We start from the raw sequence: 16680 nt of genomic DNA on the forward strand, positions 1-16680 counted from the left end.
TAATCTATTCCGAAAAAGTTTAAATTTAAAAAAAATCAATCAAATTCCAGTAACTTTGCAGAACTAATTTAATTTAATGGTTTTTTATAAAGAGTTAATTAACTGGTATTTACAAAATAATAGGGACTTACCCTGGCGAAAAACTAAAAACCCATACTTCATTTGGTTGAGTGAAATTATGCTTCAGCAAACCCGTGTTTCTCAAGGATTGCCTTATTTTTTAAGGTTTACAGAGGCTTTTCCAACAGTATTCGATTTGGCAAAAGCAGAAGAAGATACAGTTTTAAAGTTGTGGCAGGGGCTAGGATATTACTCACGAGCCCGCAATTTACACTTTACTGCAAAACATGTTGCGAATGAACTAAAAGGGGCTTTTCCATCAAATTATAAAGATTTGTTAAAATTGAAGGGAGTAGGTGATTATACCGCTTCGGCCATCGCTTCAATATGCTATAAAGAACCCGTTGCGGTTGTTGACGGAAACGTTTATCGAGTATTATCTCGTGTTTTTGGAGTTCATACACCCATCAATTCAACCAAAGGAATTAAAGAATTTAAAGAACTTGCTCAAAGTTTAATTGATAAAGAAGAACCAGATATTTATAATCAAGCTATTATGGATTTTGGTGCGATACATTGCAAACCTCAAAATCCATTATGCAATTCATGTAAATTTTCAACTATTTGTATTGCATTCAATAATAATATGGTGAAGGAATTACCTGTTAAAGAGAAAAAAATCAAAATAAAAAAGAGGTATTTCAACTATTTGGTGATTGATACGAATGAAGGTAAAACAATATTGGAAGAAAGAAAAGGAAAGGGAATTTGGCAAGGACTGTATCAATTCCCTTTGATTGAAACTAAAAAAGCTATTGATGCCCAAGAATTAGTTGAAAATCCATCATTTAATGAAATGGATTTAAATGGAGCGGTAATTAGGCGTTTCAATAAAAAAATGGTAATTCATAAACTTTCTCATCAACATTTATATACTCAATTTTGGGTGGTATCTATGGGCACTTTTAAAGGAGCAAACATGCAATGGACAGAAGTTTTAGAAAAACCTGTGCCCGTTTTAATTGAGAAGTTTTTGAATGAGTATCTAGTCAGTGGTCAACAATGATGGGATATGGGAATTTAAAACTCGTTGAGTAAGTAATTTTTGTATATTTGATTTTATAGGAAATAATTAAGGCTATGGCAGGAACAGTAAATAAAGTAATTTTAATTGGGCATTTAGGAGATGAGGTTAAAATGCATTACTTCGAAGGAGGAAATGCTATTGGTCGTTTTCCTATTGCTACCAATGAAACGTATACAAACCGTCAAACTGGTGAAAGAATCACCAATACGGAATGGCATAATATTGTTGTTAGAAACAAATTGGCTGAAATTTGTGAGAAATATCTTACAAAGGGAGACAAGGTGTATGTAGAAGGGAGATTAAAAAACAGACAGTACGAAGTAGATGGACAAAAGAGATATACTACTGAAATACAAGTTCAGGATATGACGTTTTTATCGACCAAGAAAGATCCGAATACAAATGCAGCTCCACCTCAGGTTGATCAGCAACATAGTGCTCCTAATCCTGGTAATAATGTTTCTTCTAAACTTAATGAAGATGATGATTTACCATTCTAGTATAACTAAACTTTAAATTTTGGACTCAGAACCCGAACCGATTTCATTTTTATTATTGAGTATTGATTGGATGATTGGTGCTAAACTAGTTGTGTTACTTTTGTTATTAGTGTGCTCTGCATTGATTTCAGGAACAGAAATAGCTTTTTTCTCTATTAGTTCAACTGAACTTGATAAATTGAAAGAAAAGACAAAAGGTAAAAGTACTATTGCGAAATTACTTGAAAAACCAAAACGACTTTTAGGTACTATTTTAATTACTAATAATTTCATTAACATTTTAATAGTTCTTTTGTTTGCTTCTTTAGGAAATGTTTTTCTTAGGAACTATTCAGATAAGAGTAAGTTTTTTATTGAAGTTATTTTAGTGACATTTTTAATTTTACTTTTTGGAGAGGTATTACCTAAAGTTTATGCCAATAGAAAGGCTTTAGTTTTTGCTAATATTATGGCAAAACCTGTACGTTTTTTAAGCACAATTTTGGCGCCTTTAAGTATTCCTTTGATAAAACTAACAAGCGTTATTGAAAACAAACTAGGGAATAAGAATAATAACTTCTCTGTTGAAAAATTATCACAGGCACTTGAGTTAACTTCGGATAATGCGACAACCAAAGAAGAGCAGAAAATATTGGAAGGAATTGTAACTTTTGGGAATACTGAGACGGTTCAAATTATGAAGCCAAGAACAGATGTTTGCGCAATTGCTGACAGTACTAGTTATGAAGAGGTGTTAAAGATTATATTAAAGAATGGATATTCAAGAAATCCTGTTTATCAAGAGAATATTGATAATATTGTTGGGGTTTTATATGCGAAGGATTTACTGGTTCATTTAGATAAAATAAATTTCAAATGGCAAGATTTGGTTCGTAAACCATTTTTTGTTCCCGAAAACAAAAAGTTAGACGATTTACTAAAAGAATTTCAAGAAAAGAAAAATCATTTAGCAATAGTTGTAGATGAATATGGAGGTACCAGTGGAATTGTTACTCTTGAAGATGTAATTGAAGAAATTGTAGGTGATATTAATGATGAATTTGATGATGAAGATTTATTCTATTCAAGGTTAGATGAAAATAATTATATTTTTGAAGGGAAAATAACCATCAAAGATTTCTGTAGAGTAATGGAAGACGATGACGAGGATAAATTTGAAGAAGAAAAAGGAGAAAGCGAAACTTTAGCGGGGTTAATTTTAGAAGCATCAGGGAAGTTTCCGAAAAAAGGAGAGAGAATAAATTTTAGTAATTATACGTTTACAATTGAGGCGTTGGATAAACGACGTATAAAACAAGTAAAAGTTACCAGAAATGCGTAGAGTGATGTTGCTGCTTATAATGGCAATTTTAGTAAGTTGTGGAGAAGAAAGTATTCCAAAACCAAAGGCTTATTTAAGTTTAGAGTATCCTGCTCAGGGGTATAATGTATTAGGAGTTGAGAGACCTTATGTTTTTGAGATTGGTCAAAATACTTCCATTAAAGAGTTGCCATATAAATGGTTGAAAGTGATGTACCCCAAGTTAAAAGCTTCTGTAGATATTACTTACCGACCGGTAAATGAAAATTTACGTGAACTGTTTATCGAAGCAGAAAAACTAGTTTTGGAACATACAGTAAAAGCGGATAATATTTCTTGGAGAGATTTTTCTAATACTGAGAATAAAGTATATGGAAAGCTATGTCAAATAGAGGGAAATGCAGCTTCTCAAATACAATTTCATGCTACAGATAGCTCTCGACATTTTATTAAAGGATCTTTGTTTTTTTATGCAAAACCAAACTACGATTCCGTATATCCAGCAGTTGAATATATTAAAGAAGATATGGTTCGTATGATGGAGAGCTTGAAATGGAAGGATTAGTTTAATTGTGAATAACGAATTGGCTTTTAGGGCGAAATTTTTGTCGGTTTAATTCCAATGAAACAATAAAAATTGCTACTTAAAAAAATGAAAACAATCTTTTATTTACTTTTCAATTCTCAAAAAGCATTAGAACTTTTAGATGAACAGTATGAAGATGATTTATATCGTAAGAGCATTGTTATTTTTGGGCTAACAGGTTTCGTTAGTTTTATATCTGGTTTTGATCTTCTGGAAGAGAGCAAGTTCTTAATAGTTCTTTTATTTCTTGTATTAACTATTTGTGTCTATGTAATTTTTGGAATGGCTTACGCCTTCGTTCTTCATAGAATAGGGAAGTTATTAAAAGGAAAGGCTAGTTTCATTGAAGTTTGTTCGTTGTATGCCTATTCACTATTTCCTCTGATTTTTCTTTTTGTAATGATTGTATTGATTAATAATTGGCATCATTTTTCTATTGATACAGAATTAGCAAATAATCAAATATATAAAAGAGGTTTGTTCATGATAACTTCAATAATATCTATAAAAATTCTAATTAAAGGCCTTATTAAGTTCAATGGTTATTCTATATTTAAAAGTATATTAAATCTGCTTCCAACAATTGTTTTTACTATTCTGTTATGGTACTTTGTTCTCCGTTAAGAACAGATATCCTACTCTGCAGCCATAAATAAAATTGTAGACCAAATAATATAGCACCAGCTAAAAGGTGAGTTGCTTGTGTTCCTATAGGGAAATCGGCATAATACATTAAAATACCTGTAATGGTTTCAAGGAAAATTAAGAAAACAATCCAGTTAACTAGCTTATACCCTAAGTCTTTAATTTGGTTAAGATAGAACATCCCTAAGTTTACCAAAACAATAGCAATAGTAAATGAACGATGGAAGTAAAATTTGAAGCTAGGTTCCATTAAACTATATTCCTTGTTTTCAAAACCATTAAGTTTTACTTGTTCATCAATAAATTGTCGAACTTGAGTTCCTAAGGCTATTTGAACTAGAGAAAAAATAACGGATGCGATAAGTAATTTGTTAAATAAACTACTGTATTTAACATTGCTATCCTTGGGTTCTGTAACTATATAGTGCAGCCATAAAAGCAAGGCAACAATCACTAGTCCTACAACCATATGTATGGTAATAACGGTTGGTTTTAAATTAGTGTCAACAACGGTTTTACCAAGCCACGCTTCAAAAAGCATTAAGAAAAAGGCTGCATATGCCAGTAAAGCAATGGTTTTATTCTCTTTCCAAAATTTAGAGGCAGCATAAACAAGAAATAGAAATACAAATCCTGATAATACCGAGGCTAATCTATTAATATATTCAGTCCAAGTATGGTATTTATTAAACTTTGCATAATTATGTTTTGTGTATTTTTTCCAGTTTGAAGTGTTAAAACTACCGCTCGTCTTTAAATCATTTTCAGCAACAAATAAAGTTTCATTTTTAACAATGATCATTCCTTTTTTATAATCTGAATTAGGTTGCCAGGTAATTTGTTCTTCCGAGGTAGGAGGAATGTAATAACCAAAACATTTAGGCCAATCAGGACACCCCATTCCAGATCCAGTCATACGAACAACAGAACCCGCTAAAAAAATTAGATAAACCGAAATGATAGAGATTTTAACTATTAAAGGAAAGCGCTTTTTCACGAGAAAAATGTATTGTTAAACAATCGAATTGAGCATAAACATTGCTCTTACAAAGGTACGGAAAACCTATAAAAAAAGTATTTAAACCCATTCTAATTAAGAAGAAAAGCACCTTTTAAGGTGCTTTCTGTTTTTTTGGTTAATTCTTATACTTGAGAGTTTCCGAACGCCCTTTCTTAAAAATTTTGTTACTGGCTTGTTTACCTCTTCTTAAAGCTTTTTGCTCTTCGTATGAAAGTTGAATAACTTCTTGACATTCTTTAGAACAAGTATTCTCAGTTTCTATTCTACATTCTTCGCATTGAATAAATAATAGATGACAAGCTTCGTTAGCACAATTGGTGTGCGTGTCGCAAGGTTTTCCACACTGATGACATTTAGAAATAACATCATCAGAGATACGTTCTGCACGACGATGATCGAAAACAAAGTTTTTACCTTTAAATTTGTTCTCTATGTCTTCCTCTTTTACCTGGCGAGTATATTCTATAATTCCACCTTCAAGTTGGAATACATTTTTAAATCCTTTATGTTTGTAGTAGGCTGAAGCTTTTTCACAACGAATTCCACCAGTACAATACATTAAAAGATTTTTATCTTCTTTGTGTTCTTTTAAATCTTCTTCAATAATATCTAATGAATCTCTAAATGTATCAACATCTGGGGTGCGAGCACCATCAAAATGTCCTATTTCACTTTCATAATGATTCCTCATGTCTACGCAAACCGTATTAGGGTCTTCTAGCATGGCGTTAAACTCTTTAGCTGATAAATGAACACCTTTGTCTGTTACGTCAAAAGTATTGTCGTTGAGACCGTCAGCAACAATTTTGTCGCGAACCTTTATTTTTAATTTTAAAAACGATTTATTGTCTTGTTCAACGGCAACATTTAAACGAATATCATTTAAAAAAGAAATGGCATCTAATTGTGCCTTTAAAGCTAAAAACTTTTTTGCTGGAACAGAAATTTGAGCGTTTATTCCTTCGTTGGCAACATAAGTTCTTCCTAAAACATCGAGTTCATTCCACTCAATAAATAACTTGTTTCTGAAAAGTGTAGGATTTTGTATTTTATAATACTGATAAAAAGAAATGGTGAGACGGTCTTCTCCCGCCTCGTCAATTAATTTAGCGCGTTCAGCTGCGCTTAACTTGTTGTACAGTTGCATGCTATACCTTTTTAAGTTAAACAAAAATTTAATGTTTTTTAAAACGCGGCAAAGTTACTGATTTTTTGGGGTTTATTGTTTAATATATCACTTTTAATATATTTTTGATAAGATTTTAAACTTAACCTAAAAAATACTAAAATTAGTATACAACTAAAGCTTATTTTTTAAACCTTTGTATTTGTTATGTGTAAGTAACAAATTATATAGTAATTAATTTATAGAAATGAAATCAGTGTGTTTAGTGTTGATTGTTAAGTATTAAAGGTTTCATTTTACCACTAAAAATAAAAAATAAAAAGATGAAAGTAGCGCTTGTAGGAGCTACCGGAATGGTAGGTAATGTAATGTTACAGGTATTGGCTGAAAGAAATTTTCCAGTAACAGAGTTAATTCCTGTTGCTTCTGAACGTTCAGTTGGAAATCAAATAGAATATAAAGGAACCAATTACAGTGTAGTAGGTTTAGAAACAGCGGTTTCTATGAAGCCAGATGTGGCTTTATTCTCTGCTGGAGGTGGAACATCTTTAGAATGGGCTCCAAAATTTGCTGCAGTTGGAACGACAGTAATCGACAATTCATCTGCATGGAGAATGGATCCAACAAAGAAGTTAATCGTTCCAGAAATTAATGCTGGTGAGTTAACAGAAAACGATAAAATTATTGCCAACCCAAACTGTTCTACAATTCAAATGGTTTTGGCGCTGGCTCCATTACATAAGAAATATAAAATCAATAGAATTGTTGTTTCTACATACCAATCAATTACAGGAACAGGGGTAAAAGCTGTTCGTCAGTTAGAAAATGAATCTAATGGAGTTGAAGGGGAAGCGGCATATCCGTATCAAATTCATAAAAATGCATTGCCTCATTGTGATGTTTTTGAAGAAGCTGGTTACACTAAAGAAGAATTAAAGTTAGTAAGAGAAACTCACAAGATATTAGGAGATCCAAGTATTGGCGTTACAGCAACTGCTGTAAGAATACCTGTTGTTGGTGGGCACTCAGAAGCGGTAAATTTAGAGTTTGATTCGCACTATGAATTGGAAGATGTAAGAGCGATTCTTTCTGAAACTGATGGTGTAATTGTTCAAGATAATATTGAAAACAACGAATACCCAATGCCTTTCTTTGCTGAAGGAAAAGATGAGGTTTTTGTTGGAAGAATTAGAAGAGATTTGTCTAGAGAAAATGCATTAAATATGTGGATTGTTGCTGATAACTTAAGAAAAGGTGCAGCAACTAATACAGTTCAGATTGCAGAATATTTAGTAGCAAATAATTTGATAAAAAACACGGTGTTAGCTTAAAAAACGCTAAACAATAATAAATGAAATCCTGAGTGAACGCTCAGGATTTTTTTATTGAACTCATCTTGACTTTTTGTTTTTAACCGAAAATGAGTTTAAATTTGACCAGATGAGACACTTTTTGAAAGTCATAGCCAATAGCTACGAATAAAGAGAGTAACGAAATATGGGTGAATTTCAGTCGTTTTTTAGGAAATAGAAAAAGCCAAGATGAGTTCATTTCTATATTTTTGCTTTATGGATAAAAAAACAATTATTGAGAATACAATTCAATTTGTAAAGGATACACTCAAAGGAGCGGAAGGTGGACATGATTTTTTTCATATAGAACGTGTGTATAAAAACTCTTTAACCATTGCAAAAACGGAAAATGTAGATGAATTTGTTGTGGCATTGGGAGCGTTGCTTCATGATATAGCTGATAGCAAGTTTCATGGTGGAGATGAAAATGTTGGACCTAAAAAAGCACGCGTTTTTTTAGAAGGCCAGAAAGTGGAAGAGCCAGTCATCGTTCATGTAGAAAATATTATTAAAAATATTTCTTTTAAAGGAGGTAATTTTAATCAACAGTTTAACTCTATTGAGTTAGATGTTGTTCAAGATGCTGATCGTTTGGATGCCCTAGGTGCTATTGGTATTGCAAGATGTTTTAATTATGGTGGCTTTAAAAATAGAGAGTTATATAATCCAGAGATTCCTCCAAATTTGAATATGACAAAAGAGGAGTATAAAAAATCTAAAGCACCTACAATTAATCATTTTTATGAAAAACTTCTTTTGTTAAAAGATCGAATGAATACGAAAACGGGAGAGGTAATGGCTATTAAAAGACATTGTTTTATGGAAGAATTTCTGAATCAATTTTATATAGAATGGAAAGGTGAATAATGTTAAATTAATATTATTTTACAATAAGCTTTATGTTAAATTTTGTTTTTTAATAAAATAAAGCTAAGTTTGACAGGTATTCCCAAGAAAAAAATCTTTTTTTTCCCCTTAAGTAAAGAAATAGCATTTAAAACTTTTTAAGTGCTATTTTTATTTTATGGAACCTATTATTACATATCAAGTTATTTTAGAAACATTTAAAGAAAACGAGTTAACAAACTTACTCGATTTATATACTTCAATTTTTGTTTCTGCTGATATTCATTTTTTCAAGAAAAGAATTTTAATAAAAGAAAATGTTATAGCGATCATTGCTTTTAGCGGTGAAAGAGCAATTGGTTTTAAAATAGGGTATCGATATAATAAAGAAACAATGTATAGTTGGGTGGGAGGTGTGTTGAAGATGTATAGAAAACAAGGAATAGGGCAGAAAATGATGGAATTGCAGCATCAAATTGCCAAAGAACAAGGATATAAAAAGGCGAGAACAAAATCAATGAACGAGTTTAAGCCAATGATGATATTAAATCTAAAAAATGGATTTAATATCACCAATGTATATACCAATACGGTAATTTATACCAAATGAACCCTAAAATGCCACATAAATACTTGTTCATTTTTCCTGTTTCTACATTGAAAAACAATTCCGTAGCAAAGGCTATGCAAGAGTTTTACAGCTTTGAAAAAGAAAAAAGCAAGGTCGTTTTTTTTGCATCATTTTAAAATTCGTTTGGTATCAGACTAAAATTGTTTTCGAAAAACAACTTTAGGCACCAGGGAAATTAGGTTTTCTTTTTTCTAAGAAGGCCGTGGTTCCTTCTTTAAAGTCTTCAGTACCAAAACTGTTTCCAAATTCTTCAATTTCGGTTTCATAACCATTAACACCATCTCTAAAGTTGTCATTGATAGCTCTTATTGCAGCACTAATGGCAACTGATGAATTTTTCATAATTTTCGAAGCAAGTTTTTCAGCAAGAGCTAACAGCTCGTTGGGAGAAGTTACGTGGTTTACAAGTCCGTATTCTCTGGCATCCGATGCACCAATCATACTTGCTGTCATAATTAACTCCATAGCTCTTCCTTTTCCTATTAGTTGAGGTAAGCGTTGCGTTCCTCCATAACCAGGAATAACCCCTAATGAAACCTCAGGAAGTCCCATTTTAGCATTATCAGAAGCTATTCTGAAATGACAAGCCATAGCAAGTTCTAAACCACCACCTAAAGCAAAACCATTCACTGCTGCAATTACAGGAGTGGATAGATTTTCAATATAGTCAAACAACATTTCTTGTCCTTTTCTGGCTAAGCCAGCACCTTCTTCAGTTGAAAAGCTGGCAAATTCCGAAATATCTGCTCCTGCAACAAAGGCCTTTTCTCCGCTTCCTGTAATAATAATTACTTTAATACTAGCATCATCTTCTAAGGTTTCAAAAGCTGTATGAAGTTCTTCAATAGTAACCTTATTTAAAGCATTTAATTTTTTCGGACGATTAATGGTAAGCATCGCTAAACCATCTTTTTTTTCAATTAAGAGATTTTCGTAACTCATGTTTTTGTTTAGTTTATTTTGTCAATATAATGCAATACTATGTTTTAGGTAAAATTACGGTAAAAACGGAACCAATGCCTTCAGTTGAAGTAAAACTGATTGAACCATCGTAGGTTTCAATGATTTTTTTAATCATCGGTAGTCCTAATCCCATGCCACTTGTTTTTGTAGTGAATTTAGGTTCAAATACTAACTCTTTGTTTTCTTCAAGAATTCCTTTTCCATTATCCGAAATAGAAATTTTAACGTTGTTACCATCAGAACCTACCTTTACCTCAATTTTTGGAGCAGTTTCATCGTTCTTCATGGCTTGTGTAGCATTTTTAACCAAGTTGGTTACTATTCGTATAAGCTGAGTTTTATCCAAACTAGCATATAATTCATTTTCGCCTGAAATATATTCTATATAATCTTCAGTAAAAATATCCAAAGCATGTTTAACTACATCGTGAACATTAAGTTTTTCTCTCTTTTGTTTTGGCATTTTCGCAAAATCTGAAAAAGCAGAGGCAATAGAACTCATTACATCTATTTGTTGAATAAGTGTTAAGCTGTACTCCGCAACTTTTTCTTTAATGTTTGGATCGTCAGGATTGAATTTTCTTTCAAAACTTTGCACGGTAAGACGCATAGGTGTTAGGGGGTTCTTAATTTCATGTGCCACTTGTTTTGCCATTTCTTTCCAAGCTTCTTCACGTTCACCTTTGGCAAGTTTTACAGCACTTTCTTCAAGCTGATCAATCATGTTGTTATACGATTCAACAAGTGAAATAATCTCTGAGCTAGCGGCATTGAGAATTATTTTTTCATTGCGTTGGTTTAATCGGGTTTCTTTAATTTTTTCAGCGATAGTTTTAATTGATCTAGTAATATAGCTAGATAAGAAATACGCCAATACAATTGCCAAAATGAGCATTAAACCATATACCAAAGTCAATCTTGATAAAAACTCTTCAAGTTCCTTTTTTTGATCAGAATTGTCCTGTGCAATTCTAAGTTCTAAAATTCCTATTCTTTTAAACCTTGAATCATTGATATACGTAAAAGATGATTGGTGTTTTAGCCTGTCAATTATCGTATCTTTTTCAATTCTATGATCTGAATTAATAGCTAAATTCTTTACGGTTTTTTGAGGTAAAGGAATTTCTTTTGCTTGATCGAAATTGTAAGGAATTGATGATTTTAAAAGCTTTCCATGCATGTCATACATAGAAATTGTGAGCTTGTGTACCGAGGCTATTTCATAAATTTTATCTTGAAATATCTTCGGTAGGTTTTCAGAAGTAACAGGATACGTAGTTTTACTAAGCTCTATTTCAATATTATGAGCAGTAGCTTGTTCTTTTCTTCCAAATCGTGATTCGTTGTAGTCTTTAGTTTGTTCTTCGTATTGATATACCGTTACGTAAACGATGAGCATTGATGTCAATAATACCAAGAGTATCATTGATAAGAATATTCTCGTTCTTAAAGAAATGTTGTTAAAAAATGTCAATTGTTAGTTAGTCTTTTAGTTTTCATTAATAATTTGTCGTCAAACTCAGAATCATTATCCCAATCGTATATAACTTTTCCTTTAAAGCCATTTTCAGTTGGCGTAATAGTATAGAAGGTTTTTACCTGTTTTCCTTGGTATTGGTAGTTAACATATAAACTATCTCCTTTGGTTTTCCAAACACCACTAGTTTCACCAACTTTTTTGTCATTAGCTAATAAAAACCATGCAGAAAAAGTCCCATCTTCTTTGTAAGTAGATTGTGCTTTTCCAGAGTTCGGTTTGCTAAAATCGTCTTCAAACACATAATTGCTATCTGATTTTTTATATGTTGGATAGGTTATTTTTATGTATGATGTTTCCCAGTCCCCGATCATGAACTTTTGTAGCAAAAATTGCGCCGATTTTGATTCAGATGAATTTTTACTTTGTTTTTTAAAAGAATCGCAGGAAATAAATAGAAATACAATCGCAATTAAAAGCACTATAAAAAAATAAGAATACGTTCTGTTTTTTTTTATACTATTATTAGAAATGGACTCAAGTTTGATAGAGATTATATTAGTAACCATTACGAATTAAGTTTTTCCTCTTTTGCATGCAAAAGACGCGTAAGTTTAATGGATAAATCTAATAAAATTATTTTAGCATTTCCGTTTCTTTCAATATGGTATTGAGCATCACTTACCTCTTTTTCAATGGTTAAAATGTTTCCACTATGAACAAAAGGCGCGAATTTAGCCAAATCAAAGTTAGAGGTTTTTGTTTCTAAAAACACTAAATCAGGAGTCCCGTAATTAAGTAATAATGCCTGGCGGAAGAATTGCAAACAGTATTGAAGAAATTGCTTTTGTGTTTCTCTTCCAGATTTAGCAATGGTCTCTGACCATCCAATTAAATCTTGAATAACAGCAGCATTTCCTTTAGCTTTAAAGGCACTTCTAATCCAGGTAATAAACCATTGTTCATAAATGGTGTCATTTGAATCGTTATGAAAAATATGGAGTGCTTTGTTATAATTGCCTTCTGATTGATGTGCAATTTTAAGAGCTTCGTTTTCGTTAACACTTTCGTTTTTCACAAGAGTTTTTACAATATCATTTTCAGCAAGTGAAGGGAAATATAATGCTTGACATCTTGATTTAATCGTATTTATGATTTGTCCTTCGTCTTCAGCAACCAATAAAAATATAGTTTTACTTGGAGGTTCTTCAATAAGTTTTAAAAGCTTATTTGAGGCTGCAATATTCATCTTTTCCGCCATCCAAATAATCATAATTTTGAAGCCTCCTTCATATGATTTTAATTGAAGCTTTTTTACAACATCTTCGGCTTCATCAACCCCAATTTGACCTTGTTTGTTTTCAACGCCAATATGTTGAAGCCAGTTGTATAGGCTTCCATAAGGTTGTTCGGTTAAAAAAGAACGCCATTCTTCTAAGAATAAATTGCTTACTGGATGACTTTTTACAGAATCAGTAGTGGTAACAGGAAAAGCAAAATGTAAATCAGGATGCTGTAGTTTATTACATTTTATTTGACAAGCTTCTGGGTTATCAGAAAAGTTGCATAAAATATGTTGGGCATAAGCTATTGCCATGGGTAAACTTCCAGTTCCTTCTTTTCCTATAAATAATTGGGCATGTGGAATTCTTCCATTTTCAGAAGATTTTTTTAAATGCTCTTTAATATGTTCTTGCCCGATAATGTCTTCAAAAGTCATAGTACAAATATACAGTTTCATCTGTTTATTTTTCACTGTTTTTTCTAGCTGATATCAATTGATGGTCGAAATTGCATTAAAAGAAAATTAAAGTAAAAGCATCGGTCAATTAAAGTTTTGTCTATCGTTTTAGAATTAAAATAAGAGATTCCTATAATAGCTTCAGTTTAGAACGGTTCTATTTTGGTATCTTTGCAAGCTAAATCACCATTTTTTTTGAACACAATCGCTACGCTACAAATCGGGGAAAAAGGAATCGTATCAGAGGAATGCCTTGATCGTATACCTTTAAAATTATTAGAAATGGGTTGTTTACCCGGAGTAGAGGTAGAGCTTTTACAAATTGCTCCCTTGAATGATCCTATGTATATATGTGTTAATGGAAGTCACCTTGCCATTCGTAAAGAAACTGCTTGCCAAATTATAGTTACTAAAATTTAAAAATAAACAATGAGTAATAAATTAAAAGTAAGTTTAATTGGAAATCCAAACACAGGAAAAACATCATTGTTTAATGAGTTAACAGGATTAAATCAAAAAGTTGGTAACTATCCTGGAGTAACTGTTGACAAAAAGCAAGGAGTATCGAAGCTGAATAAGAATACTTCTGCGTTAATAACCGATTTGCCTGGAACCTACAGTATTAATCCTACATCATTAGATGAAAGCATTGTGCTAAAATCGTTATTGAGTAATGACCCAAAAGATATTCCTGATGTAATTGTATTGGTGGCTGATGTAGAAAACTTAAAACGAAACTTACTTTTATTTTCTCAAATCCAAGATTTAAAAATTCCTGTAATTCTTGCCATTAATATGGCAGATCAAATGAATAAAAAAGGAATTTCTATTGATGTAAAAGCTTTGGAATCTGAATTGCAAACTAAGGTGGTTCTGATTTCAGTTAGAACAAAAGAAGGTATTCAGGAACTAAAACAAAGTATTGCTGACTTTTCAAAGTTAAAAACACCTTCTAATTTTAAAAGTTTTTACGAAAAAATTGACGCTGAATATTTTACTTCTTTGGAAAAAGTAAGTAGTCGTTTTTCGGTGTATGAATTATGGTTAATGCTTACTAAAAATCACGATGTTAACTTATTATCAGATGAGATTGAAGCGTTAAAATTGTTTAAGAAAGATATTTCAAAACAAAAAAGATACCAGCATAAAGAAACAATATATAGATATCAAAAAATTAACCAAGTTTTAAAGGAAGTCTATACTATTGATAAGGAAAAAGCTTCGGATTTAAGGAGTAGATTGGATAAGGTTTTTACACATAAAATATTCGGGTATGTGCTTTTTTTCGGTCTGCTGTTATTAATTTTTCAGTCTGTTTTCGATTGGGCTTCTGCCCCTATGGATTTTATTGATGGGACGTTTGCCGATTTGGCTGAATATGTAAAAGGAGTATTGCCAGCGGGTATATTTACGGATTTGCTCACAGATGGAATTATACCAGGAATAGGAGGTGTGGTAATTTTTATTCCGCAGATAGCAATTTTATTTTTATTTATTGCCATTTTGGAGGAAACTGGTTATATGAGTAGGGTGGTTTTTCTGATGGATAAAATCATGCGTCGATTTGGAATGAACGGAAAAAGTGTAATTCCTTTAATATCTGGAACAGCTTGTGCGATTCCGGCAGTAATGGCGGCTAGAACTATTTCAAATTGGAAAGAACGTTTGATAACAATTTTGGTAACACCTTTTACCACATGTGCTGCTCGATTGCCTGTCTATGCTATTTTAATTGCCTTAATTATTCCAGATAAAAAGATTTTTGGTTTTTTTAGTTTACAAGGACTTACTTTGCTTAGTTTATACATTTTAGGGTTTGCAACGGCAGTAGTTGCCGCAGTAATTTTACATAAAACACTTAAAATTAAAAGTGCAAGTTTCTTTGTTGTTGAAATGCCAGATTACAAATTACCTTCTGGAAAGAATATTTTTTTAGAGGTTTTTGAGAAAACAAAAACCTTTGTTCTTGATGCAGGAAAAATAATCTTAGCCATTTCTATAGTATTATGGTTTTTAGCTTCTCATGGACCATCTTCATACAATACTGTAGAAAAAGATGTAACGGAACAATATTCTAATTCTGATATTTCGAACTCAGAGTTAGAGCAAAAAATAGCTTCAGGAAAATTAGAAAATTCGTACTTAGGTGTTATTGGTAAAGTAATTGAGCCCACTGTTGAGCCATTGGGTTATGATTGGAAAATAGGAATAGGTTTAGTAGCTTCTTTTGCTGCAAGAGAGGTGTTTGTAGGTACTTTAGCTACAATTTATAGTGTTGAAAGTGGTGATGAGGATACAACTACGATAAAAGAAAGAATGGCTTCAGAAATTAACCCAAAAACAGGGAAGAAGCGATTTAATTTTGCTACAGGAATATCGCTATTACTTTTTTACGCTTTTGCAATGCAGTGTATGGCAACTTTGGCCATTGTAAAAAGAGAAACGAATAGTTGGAAATGGCCTATGATTCAATTGATAGGAATGGGAGTTTTGGCCTATGTTTCTGCTTTAATATCATATCAAATTTTAAGATAATGCAAGAACTATTAGCATATATTACTGTTGCAGGCGCCCTGTTTTTTTTAATAAAGAAATTCTTGTGGAAAGGTAAAAAAAACAAGGGTTGCGACACGAATTGTGGGTGTGGGTAGATGCAATAGCTAGTGCTCGTCTTTGACGAGTACCGAGTAAGAAAAATAGAAATTAATTTTTAAAAACAGATAGAGCCACGTTATAAGCGATTATAACGTGGTTTATTTTTATAAGCTATGGAAATTAAATTTGTTTAATCTCGAAAAAATAATTTTTATAGTTCTAAAAACATGAAGAAACGAATTTATATTACCATTATCATTTTATCATTGTTCTTATCAACCTGTAAAGATTCAAAGAAAATGGAGGCTAGAGTGATGAAGATTGGAAAAGAATTAGTTATGATGGAAACTAAGGGAGATTTCAGATCAAATGAAAACTTTTTGGTAAATGATGTAGTCAATGTAGGAAAGAGCTTATTTAACTTAATTCAAACATTAAAACCTTTTGATAATGTTAGATTTAACGTTGAAAAAGGAGATATACCTTATGGAAATGGGAGTGCAGACTATACATTAGAGATTCTTAAACAAGAATTAAACCTTAAAGTAAGATTAAAATACGATTCTAATTATGATCGGTTTCATCTTTTAGGTTTTTTAACATAAAATGATCGTTTAATTTAAATCAAGAGACAATAAAGTTACAAGTAAAAAGTAAGAATATGCTTTTTTTTGCGTACAATTTATCTCATCATATTCTAAACTAGTTACTTAAAAAACTAAAGATTGTTTGTGTTGTTTTAAGGAATAT

Annotated in this window: 17 protein-coding genes; 11 read left to right on the forward strand and 6 right to left on the reverse strand. The window is 31.7% G+C overall.

The window, feature by feature from the left end; genetic code table 11:
* The first annotated feature begins 76 nt into the window (after positions 1-76).
* From mutY to BLW23_RS15335, 5 genes are all read left to right on the forward strand, one after another.
* A complete protein-coding gene (mutY, locus tag BLW23_RS15315; RefSeq protein WP_093671367.1) occupies positions 77-1126 on the forward strand; it encodes an A/G-specific adenine glycosylase in 1050 nt (349 codons plus the stop codon).
* A 74-nt stretch (positions 1127-1200) separates the two neighbouring features.
* The gene (locus BLW23_RS15320; RefSeq protein WP_093671369.1) at positions 1201-1647 is read left to right on the forward strand and encodes a single-stranded DNA-binding protein; all 447 of its coding nucleotides are present in this window, start codon (positions 1201-1203) and stop codon (positions 1645-1647) included.
* 19 nt (positions 1648-1666) lie between these two features.
* Positions 1667-2968 (forward strand): gliding motility-associated protein GldE, encoded by a 1302-nt coding sequence (gene gldE / locus BLW23_RS15325; RefSeq protein WP_255362810.1) that lies wholly within the window; start codon positions 1667-1669, stop codon positions 2966-2968.
* A gap of 4 nt (positions 2969-2972) precedes the next feature.
* Positions 2973-3512 (forward strand): gliding motility lipoprotein GldD, encoded by a 540-nt coding sequence (gene gldD / locus BLW23_RS15330; RefSeq protein WP_255362819.1) that lies wholly within the window; start codon positions 2973-2975, stop codon positions 3510-3512.
* An 87-nt stretch (positions 3513-3599) separates the two neighbouring features.
* A complete protein-coding gene (locus tag BLW23_RS15335) occupies positions 3600-4157 on the forward strand; it encodes a YIP1 family protein (protein WP_143032196.1) in 558 nt (185 codons plus the stop codon).
* Here the strand turns inward: BLW23_RS15335 and BLW23_RS15340 are convergent.
* A complete protein-coding gene (locus BLW23_RS15340) occupies positions 4126-5175 on the reverse strand; it encodes a COX15/CtaA family protein (protein WP_093671375.1) in 1050 nt (349 codons plus the stop codon). The genes BLW23_RS15335 and BLW23_RS15340 overlap by 32 nt on opposite strands.
* Before the next feature lie 139 nt (positions 5176-5314).
* Positions 5315-6346 (reverse strand): oxygen-dependent tRNA uridine(34) hydroxylase TrhO, encoded by a 1032-nt coding sequence (locus tag BLW23_RS15345; protein ID WP_093671377.1) that lies wholly within the window; start codon positions 6344-6346, stop codon positions 5315-5317.
* 302 nt (positions 6347-6648) lie between these two features.
* Between BLW23_RS15345 and BLW23_RS15350 the strand changes: the two genes are divergently transcribed.
* The 3 genes from BLW23_RS15350 (at position 6649) to BLW23_RS15360 (ending at position 9133) form a co-directional block, all read left to right on the forward strand.
* Positions 6649-7656, forward strand: a complete 1008-nt coding sequence (locus BLW23_RS15350) for an aspartate-semialdehyde dehydrogenase (RefSeq protein ID WP_093671850.1) — start codon at positions 6649-6651, stop codon at positions 7654-7656.
* Between the two features lie 237 nt (positions 7657-7893).
* Positions 7894-8544: an HD domain-containing protein gene (locus BLW23_RS15355; protein ID WP_093671379.1), complete on the forward strand. Its 651-nt coding sequence runs from the start codon at positions 7894-7896 to the stop codon at positions 8542-8544.
* A 157-nt stretch (positions 8545-8701) separates the two neighbouring features.
* Positions 8702-9133, forward strand: a complete 432-nt coding sequence (locus tag BLW23_RS15360; RefSeq protein WP_093671381.1) for a GNAT family N-acetyltransferase — start codon at positions 8702-8704, stop codon at positions 9131-9133.
* 180 nt (positions 9134-9313) lie between these two features.
* On the opposite strand, the gene BLW23_RS15365 is transcribed toward BLW23_RS15360, so the two are convergent.
* Genes BLW23_RS15365 through BLW23_RS15380 form a run of 4 tightly spaced genes read right to left on the reverse strand, consistent with a single transcriptional unit; the run spans position 9314 to position 13314 of the window.
* The gene (locus BLW23_RS15365; RefSeq protein WP_093671383.1) at positions 9314-10096 is read right to left on the reverse strand and encodes an enoyl-CoA hydratase/isomerase family protein; all 783 of its coding nucleotides are present in this window, start codon (positions 10094-10096) and stop codon (positions 9314-9316) included.
* Positions 10097-10133: 37 nt separating this feature from the next.
* A complete protein-coding gene (locus BLW23_RS15370; protein ID WP_093671385.1) occupies positions 10134-11543 on the reverse strand; it encodes a sensor histidine kinase in 1410 nt (469 codons plus the stop codon).
* A gap of 44 nt (positions 11544-11587) precedes the next feature.
* Positions 11588-12163, reverse strand: coding sequence for a hypothetical protein (locus BLW23_RS15375; protein WP_093671387.1), 576 nt, complete (start codon positions 12161-12163; stop codon positions 11588-11590).
* Complete coding sequence (locus BLW23_RS15380; RefSeq protein ID WP_093671389.1) at positions 12163-13314, reverse strand: DNA polymerase III subunit; 1152 nt, start codon at positions 13312-13314, stop codon at positions 12163-12165. The genes BLW23_RS15375 and BLW23_RS15380 overlap by 1 nt, the downstream gene beginning before the upstream one ends.
* A 216-nt stretch (positions 13315-13530) precedes the next feature.
* Here BLW23_RS15380 and BLW23_RS15385 point away from each other — a divergent pair, with 216 nt between their 5' ends.
* The 3 genes from BLW23_RS15385 (at position 13531) to BLW23_RS15400 (ending at position 16535) form a co-directional block, all read left to right on the forward strand.
* Entirely contained in the window at positions 13531-13755 is a 225-nt protein-coding gene (locus tag BLW23_RS15385; RefSeq protein ID WP_093671391.1) for a FeoA family protein, read from the forward strand.
* A 9-nt stretch (positions 13756-13764) separates the two neighbouring features.
* Complete coding sequence (gene feoB / locus BLW23_RS15390; protein WP_093671393.1) at positions 13765-15870, forward strand: ferrous iron transport protein B; 2106 nt, start codon at positions 13765-13767, stop codon at positions 15868-15870.
* 287 nt (positions 15871-16157) lie between these two features.
* Positions 16158-16535 carry a hypothetical protein gene (locus BLW23_RS15400; protein ID WP_093671397.1) on the forward strand — a complete coding sequence of 126 codons (378 nt, stop codon included), beginning with the start codon at positions 16158-16160 and terminating at the stop codon, positions 16533-16535.
* Positions 16536-16680 lie beyond the last annotated feature (145 nt).

It is taken from the genome of Tenacibaculum sp. MAR_2009_124 (genome assembly GCF_900105455.1).
Classification (GTDB): Bacteria; Bacteroidota; Bacteroidia; order Flavobacteriales; family Flavobacteriaceae; genus Polaribacter.

Excerpts from the sequence above, each read along its gene's own strand:
- BLW23_RS15320 (WP_093671369.1), top strand. The coding sequence starts at position 1,201 with ATGGCAGGAACAGTAAATAAAGTAATTTTAATTGGGCATTTAGGAGAT.
- BLW23_RS15335 (WP_143032196.1), top strand. The coding sequence starts at position 3,600 with ATGAAAACAATCTTTTATTTACTTTTCAATTCTCAAAAAGCATTAGAA.
- BLW23_RS15350 (WP_093671850.1), top strand. The coding sequence starts at position 6,649 with ATGAAAGTAGCGCTTGTAGGAGCTACCGGAATGGTAGGTAATGTAATG.
- mutY (WP_093671367.1), top strand. The coding sequence starts at position 77 with ATGGTTTTTTATAAAGAGTTAATTAACTGGTATTTACAAAATAATAGG.
- feoB (WP_093671393.1), top strand. The coding sequence starts at position 13,765 with ATGAGTAATAAATTAAAAGTAAGTTTAATTGGAAATCCAAACACAGGA.
- BLW23_RS15380 (WP_093671389.1), bottom strand. The coding sequence starts at position 13,314 with ATGACTTTTGAAGACATTATCGGGCAAGAACATATTAAAGAGCATTTA.
- BLW23_RS15365 (WP_093671383.1), bottom strand. The coding sequence starts at position 10,096 with ATGAGTTACGAAAATCTCTTAATTGAAAAAAAAGATGGTTTAGCGATG.
- BLW23_RS15375 (WP_093671387.1), bottom strand. The coding sequence starts at position 12,163 with ATGGTTACTAATATAATCTCTATCAAACTTGAGTCCATTTCTAATAAT.
- BLW23_RS15345 (WP_093671377.1), bottom strand. The coding sequence starts at position 6,346 with ATGCAACTGTACAACAAGTTAAGCGCAGCTGAACGCGCTAAATTAATT.
- gldD (WP_255362819.1), top strand. The coding sequence starts at position 2,973 with ATGTTGCTGCTTATAATGGCAATTTTAGTAAGTTGTGGAGAAGAAAGT.
- BLW23_RS15370 (WP_093671385.1), bottom strand. The coding sequence starts at position 11,543 with ATGATACTCTTGGTATTATTGACATCAATGCTCATCGTTTACGTAACG.
- BLW23_RS15400 (WP_093671397.1), top strand. The coding sequence starts at position 16,158 with ATGAAGAAACGAATTTATATTACCATTATCATTTTATCATTGTTCTTA.
- BLW23_RS15360 (WP_093671381.1), top strand. The coding sequence starts at position 8,702 with ATGGAACCTATTATTACATATCAAGTTATTTTAGAAACATTTAAAGAA.
- BLW23_RS15355 (WP_093671379.1), top strand. The coding sequence starts at position 7,894 with ATGGATAAAAAAACAATTATTGAGAATACAATTCAATTTGTAAAGGAT.